General features: G+C 71.4%; 16 protein-coding genes and 3 tRNA genes. 7 read left to right on the top strand and 12 right to left on the bottom strand.

Annotation, left to right across the window (positions count from 1 at the left end):
- Nucleotides 1-16: 16 nt before the first annotated feature.
- From U9R90_RS27815 to U9R90_RS27800, 4 genes are all read right to left on the bottom strand, one after another.
- Nucleotides 17-1,951 carry an ABC transporter ATP-binding protein gene (locus U9R90_RS27815; RefSeq protein ID WP_411059427.1) on the bottom strand — a complete coding sequence of 645 codons (1,935 nt, stop codon included), beginning with the start codon at nt 1,949-1,951 and terminating at the stop codon, nt 17-19.
- Nucleotides 1,951-3,684 (bottom strand): ABC transporter ATP-binding protein, encoded by a 1,734-nt coding sequence (locus U9R90_RS27810; protein WP_411059426.1) that lies wholly within the window; start codon nt 3,682-3,684, stop codon nt 1,951-1,953. The genes U9R90_RS27815 and U9R90_RS27810 overlap by 1 nt, the downstream gene beginning before the upstream one ends.
- Nucleotides 3,685-3,826: 142 nt before the next feature.
- Nucleotides 3,827-5,260: an FGGY family carbohydrate kinase gene (locus U9R90_RS27805; RefSeq protein ID WP_411059425.1), complete on the bottom strand. Its 1,434-nt coding sequence runs from the start codon at nt 5,258-5,260 to the stop codon at nt 3,827-3,829.
- Between the two features lie 104 nt (nt 5,261-5,364).
- Complete coding sequence (locus U9R90_RS27800) at nt 5,365-5,673, bottom strand: YtxH domain-containing protein (protein ID WP_411059424.1); 309 nt, start codon at nt 5,671-5,673, stop codon at nt 5,365-5,367.
- Nucleotides 5,674-5,834: 161 nt separating this feature from the next.
- Between U9R90_RS27800 and U9R90_RS27795 the strand changes: the two genes are divergently transcribed.
- The 3 genes from U9R90_RS27795 (at nt 5,835) to U9R90_RS27785 (ending at nt 6,225) form a co-directional block, all read left to right on the top strand.
- Nucleotides 5,835-5,907, top strand: a tRNA-Asn gene (locus tag U9R90_RS27795).
- Between the two features lie 5 nt (nt 5,908-5,912).
- Nucleotides 5,913-5,985, top strand: a tRNA-Asn gene (locus U9R90_RS27790).
- A 166-nt stretch (nt 5,986-6,151) separates the two neighbouring features.
- Nucleotides 6,152-6,225: transfer RNA gene (locus U9R90_RS27785), tRNA-Ile, on the top strand.
- Nucleotides 6,226-6,288: 63 nt separating this feature from the next.
- Here the strand turns inward: U9R90_RS27785 and U9R90_RS27780 are convergent.
- Nucleotides 6,289-7,506: a serine hydrolase domain-containing protein gene (locus U9R90_RS27780; protein WP_411059423.1), complete on the bottom strand. Its 1,218-nt coding sequence runs from the start codon at nt 7,504-7,506 to the stop codon at nt 6,289-6,291.
- A gap of 248 nt (nt 7,507-7,754) precedes the next feature.
- Between U9R90_RS27780 and U9R90_RS27775 the strand changes: the two genes are divergently transcribed.
- Together U9R90_RS27775 and U9R90_RS27770 are read left to right on the top strand one after the other, a co-directional pair.
- Nucleotides 7,755-9,404, top strand: coding sequence for a serine hydrolase (locus tag U9R90_RS27775; RefSeq protein WP_411059422.1), 1,650 nt, complete (start codon nt 7,755-7,757; stop codon nt 9,402-9,404).
- 129 nt (nt 9,405-9,533) lie between these two features.
- Entirely contained in the window at nt 9,534-9,833 is a 300-nt protein-coding gene (locus U9R90_RS27770) for a hypothetical protein (protein ID WP_411059421.1), read from the top strand.
- A 111-nt stretch (nt 9,834-9,944) separates the two neighbouring features.
- Here the strand turns inward: U9R90_RS27770 and U9R90_RS27765 are convergent, their stop codons facing one another.
- Nucleotides 9,945-11,630, bottom strand: a complete 1,686-nt coding sequence (locus U9R90_RS27765) for a ribonuclease J (RefSeq protein ID WP_411059420.1) — start codon at nt 11,628-11,630, stop codon at nt 9,945-9,947.
- 54 nt (nt 11,631-11,684) lie between these two features.
- Complete coding sequence (merB, locus tag U9R90_RS27760) at nt 11,685-12,623, bottom strand: organomercurial lyase (protein ID WP_411059419.1); 939 nt, start codon at nt 12,621-12,623, stop codon at nt 11,685-11,687.
- Between the two features lie 56 nt (nt 12,624-12,679).
- On the opposite strand from merB, the gene U9R90_RS27755 reads away from it, so the two are divergent.
- On the top strand, nt 12,680-13,105 hold the full coding sequence (locus tag U9R90_RS27755; RefSeq protein ID WP_411059418.1) for a heavy metal-responsive transcriptional regulator: 426 nt from the start codon (nt 12,680-12,682) through the stop codon (nt 13,103-13,105).
- Here U9R90_RS27755 and U9R90_RS27750 read toward each other — a convergent pair.
- From U9R90_RS27750 to U9R90_RS27740, 3 genes are read right to left on the bottom strand one after another with little or no spacing between them, the layout of a single operon-like run.
- Complete coding sequence (locus U9R90_RS27750) at nt 13,094-14,746, bottom strand: GAF domain-containing protein (RefSeq protein ID WP_411059417.1); 1,653 nt, start codon at nt 14,744-14,746, stop codon at nt 13,094-13,096. The genes U9R90_RS27755 and U9R90_RS27750 overlap by 12 nt on opposite strands.
- The gene (locus tag U9R90_RS27745) at nt 14,743-14,991 is read right to left on the bottom strand and encodes a hypothetical protein (protein WP_411059416.1); all 249 of its coding nucleotides are present in this window, start codon (nt 14,989-14,991) and stop codon (nt 14,743-14,745) included. The genes U9R90_RS27750 and U9R90_RS27745 overlap by 4 nt, the downstream gene beginning before the upstream one ends.
- Nucleotides 14,992-15,008: 17 nt before the next feature.
- On the bottom strand, nt 15,009-16,046 hold the full coding sequence (locus U9R90_RS27740) for a rod shape-determining protein (protein WP_411059415.1): 1,038 nt from the start codon (nt 16,044-16,046) through the stop codon (nt 15,009-15,011).
- 263 nt (nt 16,047-16,309) lie between these two features.
- Between U9R90_RS27740 and U9R90_RS27735 the strand changes: the two genes are divergently transcribed.
- Entirely contained in the window at nt 16,310-17,593 is a 1,284-nt protein-coding gene (locus U9R90_RS27735) for an MFS transporter (protein WP_411059820.1), read from the top strand.
- A 32-nt stretch (nt 17,594-17,625) separates the two neighbouring features.
- Here the strand turns inward: U9R90_RS27735 and U9R90_RS27730 are convergent, their stop codons facing one another.
- Together U9R90_RS27730 and U9R90_RS27725 are read right to left on the bottom strand one after the other, a co-directional pair.
- Nucleotides 17,626-22,704 (bottom strand): SAV_2336 N-terminal domain-related protein, encoded by a 5,079-nt coding sequence (locus U9R90_RS27730; protein ID WP_411059414.1) that lies wholly within the window; start codon nt 22,702-22,704, stop codon nt 17,626-17,628.
- Nucleotides 22,694-23,719, bottom strand: coding sequence for an AAA family ATPase (locus U9R90_RS27725; protein WP_411059413.1), 1,026 nt, complete (start codon nt 23,717-23,719; stop codon nt 22,694-22,696). Before U9R90_RS27725 ends, U9R90_RS27730 begins: the two co-directional genes overlap by 11 nt.
- Nucleotides 23,720-23,734 lie beyond the last annotated feature (15 nt).

Genomic DNA, 23,734 nt, shown 5'->3' with positions numbered 1-23,734 from the left:
TGAGGCCAGGGCAAGCCTAGTCCACCTCCGTCACCGCCTCCGCGAACTGCGCCTTGTACAGGCGGGCGTACGCGCCGCCTGCCTCAAGTAGCGCCTCGTGGGTGCCCTGTTCGACGATCGCGCCGTCCTCCATCACCAGGATCGTGTCCGCGTCCCGGATCGTGGAGAGGCGGTGGGCGATCACGAAGGACGTGCGGCCGTGGGAGAGGCGGGCCATGGCCTTCTGGATGAGGACCTCGGTGCGGGTGTCGACCGAGCTGGTCGCCTCGTCCAGGACCAGGATCACCGGGTCGGAGAGGAACGCCCGCGCGATGGTGATCAGCTGCTTCTCGCCGGCGCTGACCCCCGTGCCCTCGTCGTCGATCACCGTGTCGTAGCCGTCCGGCAGCGTACGGATGAACCGGTCCGCGTGCGCGGCCCGCGCCGCCTCCTCGATGTCCGCGCGCGTGACCTCCTTCGCCGCCCCGTACGCGATGTTCTCCGCGATCGTGCCGCCGAACAGCCAGGTGTCCTGCAGCACCATGCCGATCTGGGACCGGAGTTCGTCCCGCGACATGGTGGCGATGTCCACGTCGTCCAGGCAGATCCGGCCCCCGGTCACGTCGTAGAACCGCATCAGCAGGTTGACCAGGGTCGTCTTGCCCGCGCCGGTCGGGCCGACGATCGCGACCGTATGACCGGGGTCGACGGCCAGCGACAGGTCCTCGATCAGCGGCTTCTCGGGGTCGTAGCGGAAGGCGACCCGCTCCAGGGCGACCTTGCCGCGGGACACCGAAGGCCGCGCCCCCGGCACCGGGTCCGCGTCCTGCTCCTGAGCGTCCAGGATCTCGAAGACCCGCTCGGCGGACGCGACGCCCGACTGCACCAGGTTCGCCATCGAGGCCACCTGCGTCAGCGGCATCGAGAACTGCCGCGAGTACTGGATGAAGGCCTGCACATCACCGATCGTGAGGGACCCGGACGCGACCCGCAGGCCGCCCACCACGGCCACCAGCACATAGTTCAGGTTCGAGACGAAGAACATCAGCGGCTGCATGATCCCGCTGTTGAACTGGGCCCGGAAACCGGCCTGGTACAGCGCCTCGTTCTGCTCGGCGAAAGCCTTCGCCGACTCCTCCTGCCGCCCGAAGACCTTCACCAGCGCGTGCCCGGTGTACATCTCCTCGACGTGCGCGTTCAGCTCGCCGGTGGACCTCCACTGCTGCACGAAGTGCGGCTGCGACCGCTTGCCGACCCGGGTCGCCACCACGTACGACAGCGGCACCGTCACCAGCGCCACCAGGGCGAGCAGCGGCGAGATCCAGAACATCATCACCAGCACACCGATGATCGTCAGCAGTGAGTTGACCAGCTGCCCCATCGTCTGCTGCAGCGTCTGCCCGATGTTGTCGACGTCGTTGGTGGCCCGGCTGAGCACCTCGCCGCGCTGCCGCTTGTCGAAGTACGACAACGGCAGCCGCGACAGCTTCGCCTGGATGTCCTCGCGCATCCGGAACACGGTGCGGTTGATCGCCCGGTTGGACAGCCGCGTGGCGACCGCCATCAGCAGCCCCGCCACCAGGAAGACCCCGATCGCCAGGCCGAGCACCTGGCCCACCGCCGCGAAGTCGATGCCCTGGCCCGGTGTGAAGTCCATCCCCGAGAGCATGTCGGCGACGCCGTCGTCCCCGCGCTCGCGCGTCTGGTCGATCACCTGCTGCCGTGAGGCGTCGTCGGGCATGTCCCGACCGACGATCCCGGCGAAGACCAGGTCGGTCGCCTGGCCCAGGATCTTCGGCCCCACCACCGAGAACGCGACGCTGAGCACGCCGGCGAGCAGCATCCCGTACATCGTGATCCGCTCCGGCCGGAACTGCGCGAGCAGTCGCTTCCCGGAGCCCTTGAAGTCCATCGAGCGCTGGTCGGGACCGCCGCCGGCCGCCATCCGCGCCGCCATCGGACCGCCGGCCATCAGGCTGCCTCCGCTTCCGTCAGCTGGGAGAGCACGATCTCCCGGTAGGTCTCGTTGCCGTCCATCAGCTCGTGGTGGCGGCCGCTGCCGACCACCCGGCCCTCGTCCAGGACCACGATCCGGTCGGCGTCCCGGATGGTGGAGACCCGCTGGGCCACGATCAGTACGGTCGCCTCGGCGGTCTCGCGGGCCAGCGCGGCCCGCAGCGCGGCGTCCGTCGCGTAGTCCAGGGCCGAGAACGAGTCGTCGAACAGGTAGATCTCGGGCCGCTGCACCAGCGTCCTGGCGATCGCCAGCCGCTGCCGCTGCCCGCCGGACACATTCGTCCCGCCCTGCGAGATGGGCGCGTTGAGACCGCCCTCAAGCCGCTCCACGAACTCCAGCGCCTGCGCCACCTCCAGCGCCTTGAGCAGCTCCTCGTCGGTGGCGTCAGGATTGCCGTAGCGCAGATTGGTCGCCACCGTGCCGGAGAAGAGATACGGCTTCTGCGGTACGAGTCCCACGGTCCGGGCCAGCAGTACGGGGTCGAGCTCGCGTACGTCTACGCCGTTGACCAGCACCTGCCCCGACGTGGCGTCGATCAGCCGCGGCACCAGGCCGAGCAGCGTGGACTTCCCGCTGCCGGTGGAGCCGATCACCGCGGTCGTCTCACCGGGCCTGGCCATCACCCCGACCTCCTTGAGCACCGGCTCCTCGGCACCGGGATAGCAGAACCCGGCGGCCCTGATCTCCAGATGCCCGTGCCGTCGCAGCTCCCGTACCGGCGCACTCGGCGGGACCACACTCGACGACGTATCCAGGACCTCCTCGATGCGCTCGGCGCAGACCTCGGCGCGCGGCACCATCATGAACATGAAGGTGGCCATCATCACGGACATCACGATCTGCATCAGATAGGCCAGGAACGCGGTCAGCGCACCGATCTCCATCCCACCGCTGTCGATCCGGTGCGCACCGAACCAGACCACCGCGATCGAGGAGATGTTGACCACCGTCATGACGATGGGGAACATCAGCGCCAGCAGCCGCCCGGTCCCCAGCGACACATCGGTCAGCTCGCTGTTGGCGCCCTTGAAGCGCTCCTTCTCATACGCGTCGCGGACGAAGGCCCGGATGACGCGGTTGCCGGTGATCTGCTCACGCAGCACCCGGTTCACCGTGTCCAGGCGCTCCTGCATCAGACGGAACAGCGGCCGCAGCCGACGCACGATCAGACTCACACAGATGCCGAGCAACGGAACCACCGCGACCAGCACCCAGGACAGCTGGACATCCAGGCTGAGCGCCATCACGATGCCGCCTACGCACATGATCGGGGCCGACACCATCAGCGTGAACGCCATCAGCACCAGCATCTGCACCTGCTGGACGTCGTTGGTCGACCGGGTGATCAGCGTCGGCGCCCCGAACTGGCCGACCTCACGGGCGGAGAACGACTGCACCCGGTCGAAGACCGCGGCCCGCACGTCCCGCCCCAGGGCCGCGGCGGTCCGCGCGCCGTAGTAGACGGCCCCGATGTTGCAGACCACCTGGACCACGGTGATCGCGATCATCACGGCACCGAAGCCGAGGATGTAGCCCGTGTCCCCCTTCACCACACCGTTGTCGATGATCGCGGCGTTGAGGGTGGGCAGATACAGCGTGGCGCAGGTCTGCAGGAACTGCAGCAGCACCAGTAACGCTATGGCGTTCTTGTACGGAGCGAGGTGGGTCCGCAGGAGTCTTGTGAGCACGCGCTACCTATCGCAGTCGCCGAGGCCGGTTTCCCCCATCCTGCGACAGACCGTTGACCAGAGCCCAACGAAATAGCTCAATCCCTGGTCAAGAACTGCCACCGGCGCCTCTGGCCTTCGTCTCCCCTGTCAGGCGAACCTGTCAGGCGAACGCCCCCGGATGGGTCTGCTCCCGCACCGCCACGTACTGCTGCCGTACGGCCTGCCCCACCGCCAACTCGTCGCCCGGCTCGAACACCTGCGCCGCGGCGCCCTGCCAGGCCGGCGGGGAGTGCGGGGCCAGCGTGCCCTGGGAGACGCCGAGCGCCCAGGCGGCCTGCCGCGCCGCGCCGATCGCCGCGTAGTCGGCCGGCTGCGGTACGACGACCGGCGCGCCGAAGAGCATGGGCGCCGCGGCCTGCACCGCGGGCAGCTCGGCCGCCGCACCCAGCAGAAACACCCGGCGCACCTCGACGCCGCGCCCGCGCAGCACGTCCAGCGCGTCCGCGAGCGAGCAGAGCATGCCCTCGAACGCGGCCCGCGCCAGATGCTCCGGCTTCATCGACTCACGGCGCAGCCCGCTCAGGGTGCCCGCGGTGTGCGGCAGCTGCGGGGTGCGCTCGCCCTCCAGATACGGCAGCAGCACCAGGCCGTGCGAGCCGGGCGTCGACTTGAGCGCCAGCGCGGAAAGCCCTTCGAGATCGGTGCCAAGCAGCTCCGCGGTGCCACGCAGGGCCCGCACCGCGTTGAGCGTGTGCACCACCGGCAGCTGCATCCCGGTCGCGTCCGCGAGTGAGGTGATCATTCCGCTCGGGTCGGGCAGCGCCTCGTGGTGTACGGCCATCACCGACCCCGACGCGCCGAGCGACACCACGGCGTCGCCCGGTCCGATGCCGAGCCCGAAGGCCGCGGCCATCGTCTCGCCGGTGCCCGCCGATATCAGCAGCCCCTCCGGCGTGGTCCCGGCGGCCTGCGCGGGGCCGAGCACCTCGGGCAGCGCCACCTGGTGGCCGAGCGCCAGCTCCACCAGGTCAGGGCGGTACGCGCCGGACGTCGCCGACCAGTAGCCGGTGCCGGACGCACCGCCGCGGTCCGCGGTCTGCCGCGCCGGCCGGCCGAGCAACTGCCACACCAGCCAGTCGTGGGCCTGCATCACCAGGGCGGTGCGCTGGGCCGCCTCGGGCTCGGTCCGCGCCAGCCAGCGCAGCTTGGCCACCGGCTGCGCCGCCTGCGGTACGCAGCCCACGGCCTCGGCCCAGGCCTGCCGCCCGCCCAGCGCGTCGATCAGGTCCGCCGCCGCGACCTGGGCCCGCTTGTCGCTACCGGTCATCGCGGGGCGTACGGCGTTGCCCTGCGAGTCCAGCGGCACGACCGCGTTCTGCTGCGCGGAGACGCCGATGGCCTGCACGCCTTCGAGCAGCCCCCCGGCGGCGGCCTCGCCCAGGGAGAGCAGCCAGGCCTGCGGATCGACGTCCGACGGGCGCCCGTCGAGCGGATGCGGTGCGTAGCCCTGCTTCAGTACGGCACCGGTGTCGGTGTCGCAGACGATGATGCGTGTGAACTCGGACGAGCTGTCCAGACCGGCGACTATCCCCATGCCAGAGAGTTTGCCCTACGCCAGCCCAAGCCGGACCCCCGGAGCACCACGGATCACCTCGGCACTCCGGGACCATACCGACACGCGCCGTACGGCCCGCCTCGTCAGGTGTTGCTCGTACCCCAGTCGTCCTCGGCGCCCTGGCCGCGCTGGGTCTTCTCGCGCAGCGAACGCACCCGCTCGGCCACCGAGTCGGGCATCCGGTCCCCGACCTTGTCGCTCACCGAGGTGAAGGCCTTGCCCGCGAACTGGCGGCCGCCCTGCGCCGCGGACTCCGCCGCGTTCCGCACGGCCGGGTTCTGCGCGAGCTCCCGCGCGGACTTGCGGAGCTGCTCGTAGCGCTCCCGGCCCGCCCGGGTCCCGATGACGTATCCGATGGCCAGTCCGGCGACGAACGTGAGCTTGTACCGCATGGCTGCCACCCTTCCCTTCCGTCCGGTCGTTCGCTCCTTGCCGCGCCGCCTGCCGATACCGATTGGCGGAGCACCCCCCTGCTTGCGCTAATGTATGTGTCGCAGCGAACGCACGCCGCCCGGGAAACCCCAGGTAGGTGGAGTTTGCTGCAACGAGGCGTTCCCCTGTAGCTCAATTGGCAGAGCAGCCGGCTGTTAACCGGCAGGTTACTGGTTCGAGTCCAGTCGGGGGAGCTCGATCTCCTGTAGCTCAATTGGCAGAGCAGCCGGCTGTTAACCGGCAGGTTACTGGTTCGAGTCCAGTCGGGAGAGCAGATGAAGAGGACCCCTCAGGGGTCCTTTTTCATGTCCGGGGGAACCGCGCGGGCAGCGGTGAAGTCCTCATGGGCGTGCAGAGCCGACCATCCGACGCGAGAGATCGTATGAGCGGCTATGCTGCGGCAGACGGCGCGCACACGTGTACGCGACACGCCGCTTTGGGGCGGTAGCTCAGCCGGTTAGAGCAGCGGACTCATAATCCGTCGGCCGTGGGTTCGAGTCCCACCCGCCCCACTCAGCGCCTCCCGTGCAGAAACGATCTGACCTGTGAAAAGCGGGTTGGATGGCTTGCTGCCGTTAGCCGAACAGAGGATGGTCCGGCGTCAGCGCGGCCGCGATGCGTGAGGCCACCGCCTCCGCGGTGTTGCCCGCGGGCGAGGAGGGGCCGGTCGTCGTGGCCACCGCGATCGCCACGCCCTTCTCGGGCAGGTAGGCCATCACTTCGCCGTAGCCGTTGAACACCGGGTTCTGGAACACCCAGCCGTTCCTGACGACCATCCCGAGCCCGTAGTGGGTGGCCTCGGTCTGCGCCCGGCAGACTGTGGCGGGACAGGTCTCGGTCGGGCCGCCCTTGCCGACGGTGCCGGGATTGAGGAGGGTGCGGTACGCCTCCCGCGAGATCAGCTTCCCCGACCCGATGGCCTCCGCCGAACGGGCCACGTCGCAGATGTCCGAGGTCAGCACCGCCCCGGGCGCGATCGTCCAGGACGGGTTCCAGAAGGTGGACTCCTCGTATGTGCCGCGCTCGGTGCTGAAGGCGTGCAGGACCGGCCGTGGCATCTCGGGGGTGAAGGCGTTACGGGTCTCGCGCAGGCCCAGCGGCCGCATGATGCGCTGGTGGAGCAGCCGGTCCAGCCGGGTGTCCGTGATCTTCTCCAGAGCGGCTCCCAGGAGCACGAAATTGGCGTGCGAGTAGCTCCAGTTGGTGCCCGGCTCGTACCACAGCGGCTCACCGGTGGAGATGGCGACGAGCTCACGGGGGGTCCACTGCCGGAACGGGTCGTCGTGAACGGCTTCGAGGAAACCGGGGTCGGTCACGTAGTCGTACAGCCCCGATGTCGAGCTGCCGAGCATACGCAGCGTGATCTTGTCGCCATGCGGCAGCCGGGGCAGCCACCGGGACACCGGCTCGTCCAGGCTGACCCGGCCCTCGTCGGCGAGTTGCAGCAGGACGGTGGTCAGATAGCCGATGGCCACCCCACCGACCCGCATGTGCATGTCGGTGGTGGCGGGGACGCCGGTCATCGTCTCGCCGGTGGCGGTGGTGACGACTTCGCGCCCGTGCACGGTCACCTTGACCAGCGCGGCATTCAGCCCGAGCTCCTTGCGGGTCTGGCGCACGATCTTGGCGATCTTCCGGGCCTGCCCGTGCGCCTTGGGCGTGGCCGCACAGGCGCGGTCCTGATGCCCGGGCGGCGGTGTCGACGACGGTGTCGCGGAGAGGGCGGGAGTACCGCTCAGGGTCAACGCGAGCAGCGCGGCCACGCACAGCCAGGCTTTGCGGGTATGTGTCATGCGGGCACTGTGGGGCGGGCGACCGCACCCGGGAGGCGTACGACACCGTCTCGCGTCCGTGTGGCGGAAGCTTTGCGTCTGAACGGGCGTAGGGCGATGGCCCGTCTCGGACGTGGTCCCCTCGGACCCGGTCCCCGCGGGTCCGGTTCCTCTCCGGAGCCGGGGCCGGGTCCCCTCCCGGTCCTCTCCGGGTCCTCCGAATGGCTCGCCGATGCGACACGTGTCGGGCCAGGACCTTCTATGGGTGCATGGCTCGCCTCGACCGTACGCACTCCCGCCGCTTTCGCACCCGCACGGCAGCGGCCACGGCACTTGGCCTGGCCGCGCTCCTTGTCGGCGGCTGCACAGGCTCCGACTCCGACACCGCTGACACCCCCGCCACCGGGGCGGCCGCCAAGGCGTCGCCGCTGCCCAGCGTCCCGCCCGCCCAGCCACCGCCGAGCATCACGCGGGCCGAGGTGGACACCGCGGTGGACCGGCTCGACGACACCGTACGGGACGCCATGCGCCGGACCGGTGTGCCCGGAGTCGCCGTGGGCGTGGTGTACGACGACGAGGTGCTGCATCTGAAGGGCTTCGGTGTACGGAAAGCCGGTGCGAAGGGTCGGATCGGACCCGACACCGTCTTCCAGATGGCCTCGGTCTCCAAGCCGCTCGCGTCCACCGTGGTCGCCGCGGCAGTAGGGGAGAAGACCGTCGGCTGGGACGACCCGGTCGTCGAGCACAGCCCCGACTTCGCCCTCAAGGACCCCTGGGTCACCCGCCATGTCACGCTGGCCGACCTGTTCTCGCATCGCAGCGGGCTGCCGGACCACGCCGGAGACCTCCTGGAGGACCTCGGCTACGACCGCTCGTACATTCTGGAGCACCTCCGGGACGAACCACTGGCCCCCTTCCGCGCCCACTACGCGTACACGAACTTCGGGCTGACCGAGGCCGCGGTCGCCGTCGCGCGGGCGGCGGACACCAGCTGGGAGGAGCTGGCCGCCGAGAAGCTGTACCGGCCGCTGGGTATGGACTCCACCAGCTCGTCCTTCGCCGACTACGAAAAGGCCGACAACAAGGCCGCCACCCATGTGAAGACTGGCGACACCTGGCAGGCCGAGCACGTGCGGAACGCGGACGCCCAGAGCCCGGCCGGAGGCGTCAGCTCCACGGCCCGGGACATGACGAAGTGGCTGCGCCTGCAACTCGGCAACGGCAAGTTCGGGGGGCGGCAGCTCGTCGACGGCGCCGCGCTGGCCGAGACCCACCTGCCGCACATCGTCTCCAATCCACCGCACGCGCCGGCGGGCAGGACCGGGTTCTACGGGCTCGGCTGGAACGTGAGCTACGACGACGAGGGCAGGCTGAAGCTCGGGCACTCCGGTGCCTTCGGGCTGGGCGCGGCCACCAACGTCACGCTGCTGCCATCGGAAGGGCTCGGCATCGTCGTTCTCACCAACGGCTCTCCCGTCGGTGTACCCGAGGCGATCGCCAGCGAGTTCCTCGACACCGCACAGACCGGCGGGCCGACGGTCGACTGGCTGACGTTCCTCGGCCCGCTGCTTCTGCAGGAGACCCTTGGCGAGCGCTCCTCGGTCGATTACACGAAGCCCCCGGCACGGCCCGCCCCTGCCCGAGCCAACAGCGCCTACACCGGAACGTACGCCAACGACCACTACGGCCCGCTGACCGTCAGCATCCGGGGAGACCGGCTCACCATGCAACTGGGACCGGACGAGCAGCAGTTCACCTTGCGCCACTACGACGGTGACACCTTCAGCTACCGGACCACCGGCGAGAACGCCGTCGGGCTGTCCGGCGTGACCTTCACCATCGGGTCCGGCTCACGCGCCGAGAAGGTCCGGGTCGAGAACCTCGACACGAACGATCTCGGCACCTTCAGCAGGAAGTGAGCGCCTCGGACGGCGGGTGAGATGTTGGCGCTCCCCCGGGCACGCCGAGAGGCTGATCGGGATGGCACCGGGCTTCCGCGTGCGTAGCCGTGACTGCGCCGGCCGCGGTGTGCCGAAGGAGCGAGTGCGATGAGGGTCATGCTGAGAGCCACCCTGGACACCCAGGCCTCGAACGTGGCGATCGAGAACGGCACGCTGCCGCACCTGTTTGAGTCGATGTTCGAACGGCTCAAGCCGGAGGCGGCCTACTTCACCGGCAACGAGGGCGACCGGTCCTGCATCCTCATCTTCGACATGCAGGACAGCTCACAACTGCCCGTCGTCTGCGAGCCGTTCTTCGTGCACCTCGGCGCGAAGGTCGACGTGCAGCCGGTGATGAACCGCGAGGAGCTGCAGAAGGGCCTGGCGGCCAGCCAGAGCGGGAGCTGACCCGGCTTCCGCGTCGTGGACGCGGACCGCCTCCGGGACGAGGCCGGCGAGCCGCGTCCCGGCCAGGCTCAGAGCGCTCCGCGCGGACGACGGGGGTTCAGAAACAGGCTCTCAGGCGTCGATGATGATCGGGATGATCAGCGGCTTGCGGCGGTGGGTGCGGAAGGCCCAGTTCGCGACGGCGCGGGCGATCAGCTGCTCCAGCTGGTGCGCGTCTCCCACGCCCTCCTCGGCCGCGGTGGCCAGGGTCTTCTCGATCACCGGGATCACCGGCTCGAAGGTGGTGTCGTCGTGGACGAAGCCACGGGCCAGGAAGTCCGGCGCCTCGGCCAGCGCCCCGGTGTCCGCGTCCACGATCGCGACGACGGTGACGACGCCCTCTTCGGCGAGGGTGAGCCGGTCCTTGAGGGACGCCTCGGTGGCGCCGCCGACCGTCATCCCGTCCACGTACACATTGCCCGCTGGCACCTTGCCGGTGATGGACGCCCGTCCGTCGACCAGGTCGACGACGACGCCGTCCTCCGCGATGACCACGTTCTCCGGGGCGACGCCGGTCTTGATCGCCAGGTCGGCGTTGGCCTTCAGGTGCTTCCACTCGCCGTGCACCGGCATCACGTTGCGCGGCTTGACGATGTTGTAGCAGTAGACGAGCTCACCCGCGCTGGCGTGGCCCGAGACATGCACCTTGGCGTTGCCCTTGTGGACGACGTTCGCGCCCCAGCGGGTCAGGCCGTTGATCACCCGGTAGATGGCGGTCTCGTTGCCGGGGATCAGGGAGCTGGCCATCAGCACCGTGTCGCCCTTGCCGATACGGATCATGTGGTCCCGGTTGGCCATCCGGGAGAGCGCGGCCATCGGCTCGCCCTGGGACCCGGTGCAGACCAGGGTGATCTTGTGGTCCGGGAGCTTCTCCAGCTCCTTGAGGCTGACGATCAGGCCGGAAGGGACCTTGAGATAGCCGAGCTCGCGGGCGATGCCCATGTTGCGGACCATCGAGCGGCCCACGAAGGCGACCTTGCGGCCGTACTGGTGCGCGGCGTCCAGAACCTGCTGGATACGGTGCACATGGCTGGCGAAACTGGACACGATGACCCGGCGCGGTGCGGTGCGCAGCACGTTCTCGATCGCGGGGTTCAGGTCGATCTCGGAGGTGGTGAAGCCGGGCACCTCGGCGTTGGTCGAGTCGGTGAGGAAGAGGTCCACGCCCTCCTCGCCGAGCCGGGCGAAGGAGCGCAGGTCCGTGATGCGCTCGTCCAGCGGGAACTGGTCCATCTTGAAGTCGCCGGTGTGCAGCACCATTCCGGCGCCGGTACGGAGCGCGACCGCCAGGCCGTCCGGGATGGAGTGGTTGACCGCGACGAACTCGCAGTCGAAGGGGCCGAACCCGCGCCGGTCGCCCTCGCGGACCCGTGTCGTACGCGGCTTGATGCCGTGCTCCTTGAGCTTGGCCTCCAAGAACGCCAGCGTCAGCTTCGACGCGACGACGGGGATGTCCCGCCGCTCGCGCAGAAGGTAGGGCACGCCTCCGATGTGGTCCTCGTGACCGTGGGTCAGGACGATGGCGACGATGTCGTCCAGGCGGTCCCGGATGGAGGTGAAGTCCGGCAGGATCACGTCGACACCGGGCTGGTGCTCCTCGGGGAACAGCACCCCGCAGTCGACGATCAGCAGCTTTCCGGCGTACTCGAAAACGGTCATGTTGCGGCCGATCTCCCCGAGGCCGCCGAGGGCGACCACCCTCAGGCCTCCTTCGGGCAGGGGAGGGGCGGCTTTCAGCTCTGGATGCGGATGACTCATACCGTGACGCTACCGGAGGGTCGCATGGAGTGACACGTTGCGGGTGCGAAGCTCTCAGGTGAGCAGCGGTCCGAAGACCGTCCGGCCGACCGCCTCGGCCCGGTTCTGGTCCAGCACCGTGGCGGGGGAGTGAGGGTGTGCGGCGCGCCTGCGGGCGGCCGACGCGGCGTCGGCGTGGAAGTTCACCGCCTCGCAGCAGGCGTCGACGGCCGGGCCGTGGCACGCGCCGGTCGGGACCACGACAACCGCGGTCGCGGGGTCCCAGGTGACCGTGGAGCCGGTGAAGGTCACGGTGACCGGGTCCCCGGTGACCGGGTCCGCCGAGTGGATCGTCACGTCGCGGCCGAGCATGGGGGAGATACCGAGTGCGTCGATCGCGCACATCGCCCACACCTGCGGTCCTTCGGCGATCACCACGCGGTACGCGGTGGGTGTGGGTGAGAAGGGGTACGCGGCGCGGAGGGTGCCGTCGGCGTCCAGGCTGAGGTAGTCGGCGGCGGACAGGTCGCGGAGCACCTGCTCGGCGGGGACGCCGGAGGGGGCGGCCGCGGCGTCGAGCTCGGCGGGCGTCGGTGGGCGGCCGTGGGTGGCGAAGGAGCGGAGCACGGCCTGCTGTACGGCGCGCAGGCCGCCCGCCTTTGGTGCCAGCCTGCCGCCAACGGGGCTGCCGCGGCCCAGCAGCTCCGCCGCCGCGGCCTCGGCGAGCACGGTGCGCAGCCGCGCCACAGAGGGCGCGCCGGCCACGGCGTCCTCCTCGGGCCCGTACAGGCGGCAGGACACGCTCGCCCGCTCACCGGCGCGTACGAACGGGTCGCGCCCGTTCACGAGCAGCGTCGGTGAACCGCGCATCCCCCGGCGTACGGCCTCCCGCTCGTCGGTGGTTTCGTGCCAGGTCAGGGAGGTGTCCGGGTGGTCGGCGAGGACCACCGCCAGGCGCTCGCGCAGCAGTTGTCCGGTCGGACAGTCGGGCACGGCCAGTACGGTGAGTTCCATGTGACCGACGCTAGACCTTCCAGTGCGCTGGAACGTCAAGGGCGTACCGTGAAGGTATGCGTATCGGCAGCGTCGCGGACAGCGCCGGGGTCAGCGCCAAGACCGTCCGGTTCTACGAACAGGCCGGCCTGTTGCCCGAGCCGCCCCGTACGGCATCCGGGTACCGGGACTATCCGCCCCAGGCCGCCGAACGGCTGTCCTTCATCCGAGGCGCCCAGTCCGCGGGGCTCACCCTCGCCGAGATCCGTGAGGTCCTCGACCTCCGGGACGCGGGCCAGGCGCCGTGCGGCCACGTCGGGGCCCTGATTGAACGCCACCTGCGGCAGGTCGACGAGCGCATCACCGAACTGATCCAGGCCCGCGCGGACCTACGCGCCCTGGCGGCCAAGGCGGCGGCCACGGACCCCGCGGACTGCCCGGAGGGCGAGATCTGCCGGATCCTTGTGCGCGGGGGTGGTGGCGACGGGGCGTCAGAGGGGTGACTGCCAGGTGAGGGTGGTGCCGACGGTGCCCTTGGTGTCTTTGGTGTCCTCCGTGCCTTCAGCGCCCTCCGTGCCCTCGCTGTCCTGAGTGCCTGCGGCCTCCTCCGGGGCGCCGTCGGTGGTCACCGTCAGGCGGACCCCGGCGCGGCCGTCCGGAAGGGTCGCGGTCACGGTCGCGTCGACCGTGATCTCGATTTCGGAGACCCCCGGGCGCCGTGACGCCTCGGCGAGCGCGCGGCGCAGTGCGGCCAGCAGCTGGCCAGCGGTCCGCTCGCCGACGCTGGTGTCGACGGGGCCCGCGAAGTGGGTGGAGGGCGTCAGGCCCAGGACCGCCGCGGCGGTGGCGGCCTCGCGCAGGACCTTGCCGCGGAAGGTGGTCGGGGCGTCGGCTGGGGGCTGTTGGAGGGCGAAGATCGTGGTGCGGACCTCCTGGATGGTCGACTCCAGTTCGTCGACCGCCTTGCCGATGGTCTCCGCGATGTCCGACTCCTTGGCCCTGCGCCGCGTGGACTCCAGCATCATGCCGGTGGCGAAGAGGCGCTGAATGACCAGGTCGTGCAGATCGCGGGCGATGCGGTCACGGTCCTCGAACACCGCGAGCCGCTTCCGGCTCTCCCGGCTGTCCGCCAGGACGAGCGCGAGCGCGGCCTGTGAGGCGAACTGGCCGGCGAGCAGGCGCTCCACGGCCGTGTAGCCGCGGGCGCCGCGCGTACGGGGCAGGGCCAGCGTGCCGATCAGGCGGCCCCCACTCTGCAGCGGCAGCAGCATGCTCGGGCCGAAACGCGACCGTACCGGCGTCGTCATCCGCGGGTCGGTCGCCGAGTCGTCGACGAACACCGCCTCACCGCCGAGCAGCTGTTCGAGGACCGGGCTGCCGGGAGCGATGGTGGTGCCGATCAGGGCGCCCGGATCGTCGTGGGTGGAGGCGGTGACGATCTCCATGCCGCCGTCGCCGGTGGGCTGCAGGATCACCCCGGCGCTGGCGTCCGCGAGCTTGCGTGCCTCCTCGGCGACCACCATCAGCGCGTCCGTGGGGGAGTCGCCGGTGAGCAGGGCCGTGGTGACGGCCGCCGCCCCCTCGATCCACCGCTGCCGCTGCCGGGCCGTCTCGTACAGCAGGGCGTTGCCGATCGCCATACCGGCCTGTGCGGCCAGTACCCGCAGCAACCGCTCGTCCTCGGCGGTGAACGGACCGCCGCGCTTCTCGGTCAGGTAGAGACTGCCGAAGACCTCGGAGCGGACCATCACCGGGACGCCGAGGAAGCTGTGCATCTCGGGGTGGCCTTCCGGCATTCCGCAGGAGCGCGGGTCGCAGGTCAGGTCGGCGAGGCGCAGCGGCCGCCGGTCCCTGATCAGCGCGCCGAGCACCCCCACGTCTCCGCGCGGCAGCCGGCCGATCCGGGTACGGGTCGCCTCGTCCATGCCCGCCGTGAACAGCTCGGTGAGCCGGTCGCTGCCCGAGCGGTCCGGGTCGACGACGCCCAGCGCGCCGTACGCCGCGCCGGTGAGCTCCGTAGCGGCGTCCACCAAGTGCTGGAGCGTTGCCCGCAGTTCGAGGTCCGTACCGACGCCGAGCACCGCTTCAAGCAGCACCGGACCCCGCCGTGCCGCGGCCTCCGCTCCCGTGGAGCCGCGCGTCACGCGGGCTCCTGGCCGCCCACCGGGCGGCCACGCGCCCAGGCGACCAGACCCCACAGCGAGTACAGCACCCACGCGCCCGCGAGCAGGACGATCCCCCACTGCTCCCTGGCCACCGCGTCGATGGCCAGCAGCGAGGCGCCGAGGAAACTCAGCCAGCGGCGCCCGGCGGGACGGAGGGCCCACCGGCCCGGCACGAACGACGCCAGAACCAGTAGGGCCCCGGTGAGCTGCAGCGACATGCTCACGATGCGCTTCCCGCCGCTCAGTCGGCCAGCGGGTCCAGATGCATCGGCTCGATCCGGCCCTCCAGCATCGCGCCGAGCCCCAGTACGGAGCAGACATCGGGCCGCTCGGCGATGTGCACCGGCATCCCCGTGTTCTTGCGCAGCATCTGGTCGAGCCCCGGCAGCCGCGCGCTGCCACCGACCATCATGATCCCCCGGTCGACCAGGTCGGCCACCAGATCGGGCGGGCAGTCCCGCAGCACCCTGCCGATACCGTCGAGCACGGCGGTCAGCGGGGTGTGGATGGCGTCCCGTACGGCGGCGGTGCGCACCTGCACCGAGCGGGCCAGACCGGTGGCGACGTCCCGGCCGTGGATCTCGGTCGACTCGGGCCCCTGCGGCGTCAGCCCGTTGCCGCTGAGCGCGAGTTGCAGCGGCCGTACCGACTGGCTGGGCAGCATCAGCTCGTGGTGCTGGCGCAGATGCTGCACCACGGCGTGGTCGATCGCGTCGCCGCCCACCGGAATCCGGTCGGCCGTCACGATCGCCCCCATCGACAGCACCGCCACCTGTGTGGTCGCGGCGCCGCACACGATGATCATCGTGGCTTCCGGCCGTTCCACCGGAAGGCCGCAGCCGACCGCCGCCGCGATCAGCGTGTCCACCAGCTCGACCCGGTGCGCGCCCAGGCCGATCAGGGTCTCGGTGGCGGCCCGCTGCGCCAGCGGATCGGCGTCGTGCGGGACACAGGCGGCGGCCCGCAGCCGCGGCTTGCGGCGCAGCGTACGGCGGAGCTTCTCGCCGATGAGATGGCGCAGCATGCGCTGCGCCATCTCGATGTCGACCACGGTGCCGCCGGACACCGGCCGTACGACACGGATATAGGCGGGGGTGCGTCCGGTCATCTTCTCCGCGAACTCACCGACCGCGATCAGGGCGCCGGTACGGGTGTTGACCGCGGCGACACTCGGCTCGTCGACCACGAGCCCCGCGCCCTTCACGAACACCCGTGTCCTGGCGGCCCCCAGGTCGACGGCGACATGGCAGCGGCGCAGCTGATCAAGGCTGACGGTCATGGCAGATCCTCCCGAGAGCGCAGACCGTGCGGAGCCGCCGGGTGGCGGTCCTCTTGTCATCGTGCGCGCGTGGCGCGCGATGCGCGCGCTGGAGTGTGCCGGGCGGGGTGCCGCCGCACGGGTGGTTCGTCCGGGACCGACTGTCCGGCTCAGACGCGCTGTTACCATCCCGTGTGACTGGTACGACTTCGGGAAACGGTCCTGACGGCGCGTCGGAGACCGCTGCCGCCCCGGCCGCCGAGCCCTCCGCCGACACTCCCGGCATATCGGCCGCATCGGCCACGTCGTCCCCACCGGGCATATCGGGTAAGAAGCCGCGCGTCCTCGCGGACCTGACGCCTCTTCGGACCTCGCTCGACTACCGGCGCCTGTGGATCGGCCACACCGTCTCCTGGCTCGGCCAGGCGATGACCGCCCTCGCGGTCTCCCTCCAGGTATACGAGATCACCCGGTCCAGCTTCTCCGTCGGCCTCGTCGGTCTCTGCGCACTGGTCCCGCTGGTCGTCTTCGGGCTGTACGGCGGCGCCATCGCCGACACCGTGGACCGGCGCAAGCTGGGCCTCGCCAGTTCGGCCGGACTCTGTCTGCTCTCGGTGGTGCTGGCGGGCGCGGCGCTCGCCGGGTTCCACCGGGTCTGGCTGCTCTATACGATCGTCGCCCTCCAGGCGATGTGCGCCGCCCTCAACTCCCCGGCCAGGACCTCGATGGTCCCCCGGCTGCTGCCGCCCGAGCAGCTGCCCGCCGCGAACGCGCTGCACACCGTGACCACCACGTCCGGCATGATGCTCGGCCCGATGCTCGGCGGGCTGGTCGTCGGCTACTGGGGCTACCAGGCCGCGTACCTGATCGATGCCGTGGCCTTCACCGCCGCGCTGTACGCGATGTGGCGGCTGCCCTCGATGCTGCCGATACGGGCCGAGGGCGCCCCGGCGGGGCGGGCCTCGGTCCTGGACGGGCTGCGCTTCCTGGCCACCCGCCCCAACATCCGGATGACCTTCTTCACCGACATGTGCGCGATGGTCCTCGCCCACCCGCGCGCGCTGTTCCCCGCGATCGCCGTGGTCTGGTTCGGCGGCGACGCGAAGACGACCGGCCTGCTGGTCGCCGCGCCCGCGGTGGGCGCCCTGCTCGGCGGCGTGTTCTCCGGCTGGCTCGGCCGCATCCGGCGGCACGGCCTGGCGATCCTGCTCGCGGTCGCCGCCTGGGGCACCGCGATCGCGGTCTTCGGACTCACCAGAAACCTCTGGCTCGGCATGTTCTTCCTCGCCGTCGCGGGGTGCGCGGACACCATCTCGATGGTCTTCCGCTCGACGATGCTCCAGGCGGCGACCCCGGACGAGATGCGCGGACGGCTCCAGGGCGTCTTCATCGTCGTTGTCGCGGGCGGCCCGCGACTCGGCGACTTCCTGGCCGGATCGGTGGCCGACCTGACCTCGCCGCAGGTGGCGGTGGTGGGCGGCGGCGTGGCGTGTGTGGTGGCGGTGGGACTGCTGGCACTGAAGTGGCGGAACTTCGCGCGGTATGACGCGCGGTCACCGCAGGCCTGAGCTTCCTCCCCCCTTTCCCAGCGCGGCGCTGGCTAGCTGGCCCGTACGGCGTTGAGCAATGGCTCCAGGGAGTCGACGGTCAGTTTGCAGCCTGCCTCACGGAGCCGCTTACGGGTCGCGCCGTTGTACGCGTAGCCGATGAAGCGGAGGCCGATGGCCCGGGCCGCGATGAACTCGGCCGGGGATGAGCCGATCATGACGCCCACGGGGGCGGGGCTGCCCGGGTTGTGCAGGGCGCGGTGCAGGCAGTCGGGGTTCGGCATCAGCAGCCGCAGGTCGTCGGCGCGGCCGTGCGCTCCGCCCGCTACGACGAGCGTGTGGCTCTCCAAATAGCGGGCGATGACGTCGGGTGAGGTGTTGGACGCGATGGAGACGCGGCGGCCCGAGGAGTTCAGGGCGCGGACCAGGCGGTGGGCGTGGCGGGTGGGGGTGGCTGTGGTGAGGGCGCGCAGTTCGATTCGGTCGAGGCGCTGGCGTAGTTCGTCGGCGAGCGGGTGCCCGGCGAACGCGCGGAGTACGTCCAAGGGGTGGACGGCGCCTTCCGCCGCTTTGGGGAGGGGAAGCCCCTCCGCCAGCGGGGTGCCCGCGAGCGCCTCCGCCGGGTCGCGCCGCTCGGCGATGAGCGCGGCGAGGTCCCATGCGGCGGTGCGGGCGGAGTTACCCGCGTACAGGCGGGTCAGGGGGCCGTCGAAGCCTACGATCACGCACTCGGCGCTGGAGAGGTCGATGCTGGGACGGGAGTCGGTGCGCGTCTCGGCTGGGAGCGGTGCCTGATAGCGGGCCGGGGCAGCGGATATCCCCGGACGGGAGCGCATCATGTAGCTCACCGCGAGGCCCGGGACCGGCCAGCGCCGGACCCCGGCGTGCAGGGCCCGTAGTGCCTCGTCGGCCTTGTGGAGTGGGTAGCGGCGGGTGATCTCCGCGGCCTCCGTCAGAAGGTGCTTTCGTAGCCGGGCGGACACGTCGCGTACGTCGCCGCGTACGAAGGCGACGGGATCCTGGACTTGCCAGGAGAGCACTGCCGATACCGCGAACTGCCGGTCGGGCTCGGAGGTCGGCAGGCCGGTTGCGTGCTCCGCACGGTGGGTGGTGAGGTCGACCGTGTAGCAGGCCAAGGTGGGCCACGTGCCGCTGGATGGCAGGTCGCTGAGGTCAGGGCCCAGGAGGGCCCAGTCGCCGGTGAGCGTGGCGCGGACGAGCGCGACGCGCTGGCCGGCGGGATCGGGGGGCTCGGAGGCCTGGGCGAGGAAGTCGGCCAGGCTGAACGGCCCACTCAGCAGCTCCCGTTTCCCGGCCTCCGGGGAGGCCTGGGTGGATTCCGGTACGTGCGCGGGCTCGGCGGGTGGGCCGAGCGGGCAGTACCAGGCGATCGGCTCGGCGCCCTCGGTTCCGCCGCTCAGACCGTGGAAGCGTTGTGGATCGACGACGCGCCTCCCCGTGAGCAACTCCTGGTACAGGGCCGGTGAGACGACCACGAGTGCGGGGGCGTCGACGGTGTCCAGTGCCACCCGGAGCTCGGATTGGTCGAGTTCGAGGCCCTCGTCGTGCCAGAAGGTCACCCACAGGCGGGCGCGCCCCGCCAAATCGGCCTGCACGTTGGGGAGATCCCGGACCACGGCGCTCAGGGGCTCCGCCATGGACACCCCCGGAGCGGCAAGCACCGCATGGCCTCTGCCGCGGGTCAGCACCTCGTACTGGCCCGGTCCGAGCCCGCCGGCGCCGAGCAGCCGCTGCACCGCCCGGCCCAGTGCCGCGTACGCCTCGGGCAGTGGATCGGGGTCCGGGAACTCGAAGACGATCGTGGCGTGGTGCTGCGCATCGCCGCGGATCTCGCTGTACAGCGAGAGCAGTTCCTGGCTCGGCCAGAGGATTCGGTTCGCGTACGACTCGAACGCGTCGAGGGCCTCATCGGCGCGGTTCAGCCGGCGCAGGGCCACCATGCGCAGCCGCAGCAGGTCCTCATTGTCCGGATGCTCCAGCAGCAGCTCGGCGAGGTCGGCCTCGGCCCGCTCGAACAGGCCCAGGTCAAAGTCGAGTTGGGCGCGCTGTGTGTACAGCGTGAGGCGCAGGCCATGGAGCAGGAGGCGTGCCGCTTCGGCGGCCGGGCCGGGGACGCCTGCGAGGGGGTCGCCGAGCCAGAGGTCCAGGGCGTCCTGCATGAGCTGGCGGGCGCGTTCCGGATCGCCGGTGCTGGTGCGGGCCGCCTTGTGGAGATCCTCGAAGGTGGTGACGTCGAGGCGGTTGACGAGCGGGTCCAGGGTGTAGCCGCTGTCCGTGGAGCCCTGGAGGCTGTCGCCCAGGGTGTCGCGGCGCAGGTGGGCGGCGTAGGTGCGGATCATGCGCGGCGCGCTCCAGGGGCTGCTGTCGCCCCAGATCCCCTGCACCAGTTCGTCGGCGGTCACGGTCCGGCCGCGGGCGAGCAGCAGCATGGCGAGCATGGCCTGCTGCTGGGGTGGGCCGACAGGGAGGGGGTGACCGTCCTGGGTGGTTCGCACGTGGCCGAGAAGCCGGTGGACGCGGCCGGGGAGCGGGGGACTGGACAGGGCGAGGCCCGCGAGTTGCCTGGCGCCCTGCCGCTGCTGGTTCCCGCTTTCGGACCGCAGACTGCTGACGGCCTCCCAGAGCTTGCGGGCGGTGGTGACGGGGAGCTCACCGAGCTCTTCGGGGCGGAAGAGGTGACGCGTCCATGGGCCTGTGGCCATGTCCTGGGTGAGGCCGCCGAGATCGCGCAGGTCCTTCGACGCCCCGGTGCGAGAGGGAGTCCCGAGCGCCTGGGCGCTGAGCTGAGGCGAGAAGCGGCACAGTACGGGGTGGCCGCCAGGGGCGACCCGCACGCTTGCGGCGCTGACCCGGCCGTGGACCAGGTGCGCCTCGTGGAGAGCCATGAGGCCGCTGGCCAGCTGAGGGGCGATCGTCATGAGCAGGTTGCCGGGCAGGCCGTCCGGATACTCGTCCAGCAGGGGGAGAAGGTCCGAGCCGCTTTCGAACTCCGTGACCAGGTAGGGCGTCCCCTCCTCGAAACCGAAGCCGATCACGGAGCAGACGTTCTCGTGGCGGAAGCGGGAGAGCGCATCGGCTCCCGTCAGGAAGTCCGCGTGGTCGCTGCCTCCTTGGACCTGCGGGAAGAGCTGGAGGATCACTGTGCGGTCGTTGCTCGCCTGGTCCTGGGCCTCCCACAGTTCGCCACTGGCCCCGGACGGCTGTTGCTTCTCGGCGTCCTCGGCCGCCCCGATCTGCCGCACCAGCCGGTATCGCCGACCGAGCACCCGTCCGGACGAGCGCGAGGTTCGTGCGCCCGCCAACTGCTCGACCGTCTCCCTCCGTACGGTCGCGAACGGCTCCTCGCCCGGCGCCGCTTCCCCGTCCCCGCGGCCCGCTTCGGCCACCGCCCGGAACTCGCCCGCGGCGGCCCCGGCCCGCGCCTCGATCACCGCGCCCACCCGGGCGAGCAGCTCCGCGGTCCTGCCCTGGGCGCTGCGGGGCAGAGTGCCGAGGAGGATCTCGCGTACGCCCGGGCGGAAGGTGTACGAACCGGGCGGGCCCGGGGTGGTGACCAGCATCCCGCTGAGGATCACCTCGGCGAGGTGCTGCGGCTTCGGGTGCCGCTCGAGTGCTGCCTGCATCAGGCGCATCACGGGCAACTCCGGGCGCCCCACCGCGAGATGGCCCGCCAGTCGGAAGGACTCGGGGGAGGCGAGGGACCGGAAGCGGAGTACGAGCTCCTCGGGCGAGAGGCGCGTGATGTCGCCCCCGTCCTCCTCGGGGGAGGGCGCCGGGTCCGGTCCCAGGAGCGCCGCGGCCCCCGGCAGTTGGGCGCCGCCACGGCTCGACACGAGGGTCGCCCAGTTCCCCAGCCAGGCCGCCGACGGCTCCAGCACGGGAAGCGGAAGGCCGGGCGCCGGGGACTCCGGCGAGTAGGGCGCGAAAGTGTAGGCGGAGTTGGGGACCGCGGGCGCGGGTGCGGTGAGCAGGCCGGGTGACGCGGGGAGCGCGGTGGTGCGCCAGAGGCGTTCGGGCAGCGGCTGGACGATGGCCAGGGGCATCCGGGATGCCCAGCGGCGCAGTGTCCCGTACCAGCGCAGGCCCTCGGGGCCCACCCGCCACTGGGGGCCCATGCAGTCGCTGATCAGCAGCGTGACGGTGCGTCCGTCGGCGTACGCGTCCGTGCCCTGGCCGTGCGTCGTACCGTCGGGCCGCGCGCGGTGCAGCTCCACGGTCCGGAAGATCCCGGACTGGGCGATGGCGGTGTGCAGTTCGCGGATCAGCGGCCGCCACACGGGCATCGTCGGTCCGGCGTCGTACACCAGGTGTAACCGCAGCCAGCGCTCGCTCGCGGGGCGCAGCACCGGCAGCCACCACTGCGGTGGCGCGCCGAGCCGGGCGATCCGGTGCGCGGTCGCCTCCTCGTCGAACTCCCGGCCCACGGGCGAGGGAACCGCACGCCGCAGCGGGCGCAGGGCGCGCTGGAGTGCGAGCGGACGCGCGAGCATCGGGGGCGCGGGCGCGAGGAGAGTGGAACCCGGCCCGCCGCCCACGCCGTCGGGAACCCTGCGCCCGTCTCCACCCGTGCCGCCCGGCAGGCGGAGCGGGACTCGGGCATCGGCGGTACGGGGGCGGGGCGCGGCCACGGGCTGCGGGGGAGCGGGCGGGACGGTTCCCGAAGGTGCCGCGGGCTCGGGCTGCGGCGGACAGATCCAGGCGGGGACAGACGCGTCTGCCGTGGTGGTGGGGGCCGGCCGCTCCGGCGGCTCCATATGGCGGGCCAGCCAGAGCAGTTCGGCCAGCTCCAGGGATGACGGGCGTACGCCGCCGCCCGTCTCAGCCAGTACGTCGGCGAGACGCCCAAGACCGAGCGGCAGCGCGGGCGGCCCCGCAGGCCGCGAGGCAGGCGGTCCTCCGGGCGGGTCGCCGGACGGTTCTCCGGACGGGTCCGCAGGCTGGTCTGTGAGCGGGTCCCCGGATGGATCCGCAGACGGGTCCCCAGACGGGTCGGCAGGCGGGTCCCCGGATGGTCCCGTGGGCCGCGAGGCAGGCGGCCCTCCGGGCGGGCCCGCAGGCGACCCCCCACTCGCGCCCGCAGGCGAACCCGCACCCCTCGCCTCAGAAGTCATCGGATTCCGGCTCCGGGCTCAGGTACGGCATCAGTTGTTCGGCCAGCTCGTCCCGCGACGCGGAGTCCAGGTCACGCGCGGCGCCGGTCAGATAGATCGCGTTGAGCAACTGGTCGGTGGCGAGCTCACCGCCGCTGCCGCGCTCCAGGAAGCGGTCGATCAGGTCGCGTGCCTGGCCGTCGGGCTCGCCCAGGTGGGCGCGGACGATCTCCTCCAGGTGCGCACCCTGCGGCTGGCGGAGCCGCAGGGTGACGCAGCGGCGCAGGAAGGCGGGCGGGAACTCACGTTCGCCGTTGCTGGTCAGCACGGTGAAGGGGAAGGCGTTGCAGCGCACCCGGCCGCCGTGCACGGTGGCCCGTTCGTCGGTGCCGTCGACCATCACCTCGGCCTCGGGGGTGTGCCGGGCCGCGCGCACCAGCTCGGGGATCTCGTACTGGCCCTCCTCCAGGATGTGCAGCAGGTCGTTGGGCAGGTCGAGGTCGCTCTTGTCGATCTCGTCTATGAGCAGGACGCGTGGGTGCCGGTACGGGAGCAGGGCGGTGCCGAGAGGGCCAAGGCGCAGATGGTCCTGGAGGTCGCCGCCGCCCGCCGACGGATCGGGAGTGGGCGCGGGCGCCGACGCGGCGCGTCCGGCCGCGTACAGGCGGGACAGCGGGTCGTACTGGTAGAGGCCGTCGTGCAGCGTGGTGCGGCTGGTGATGTTCCAGCGCAGCACCGGGCCGAGCCTCAACTCGCGTGCCACGGCGTACGCGAGGCTGGACTTGCCGCTGCCGGGCGGGCCGGTCACCAGGAGCGGACGGCGCAGATAGAGCGCGGCGTTGACCAGCTGTACGGCCTGGTCCGTGGCCCGGTAGGTGCGGGCCCGGTGTGCCCGGTCGGGCGAGCCGTCGCCGTCGGGGCCGGGTGCGGCCAGCAGCGGGGCGCCGTCGAAGGCGCGCCAGGGCGGCGGGTCCGGGAGCTCGGCGATGCCGTCGTGCGGCTCGTTCGAGCCCGTGTAGACCGGCCACAGAGACATCGGTTCTTCTCCTCC

Origin of the sequence: Streptomyces sp. E11-3 (assembly GCF_046540415.1) — a bacterium.
Classification (GTDB): Bacteria; Actinomycetota; Actinomycetes; order Streptomycetales; family Streptomycetaceae; genus Streptomyces.
Note: the sequence above shows the minus strand (reverse complement) of the source record. Positions and strands in the feature narration are given on the sequence as shown.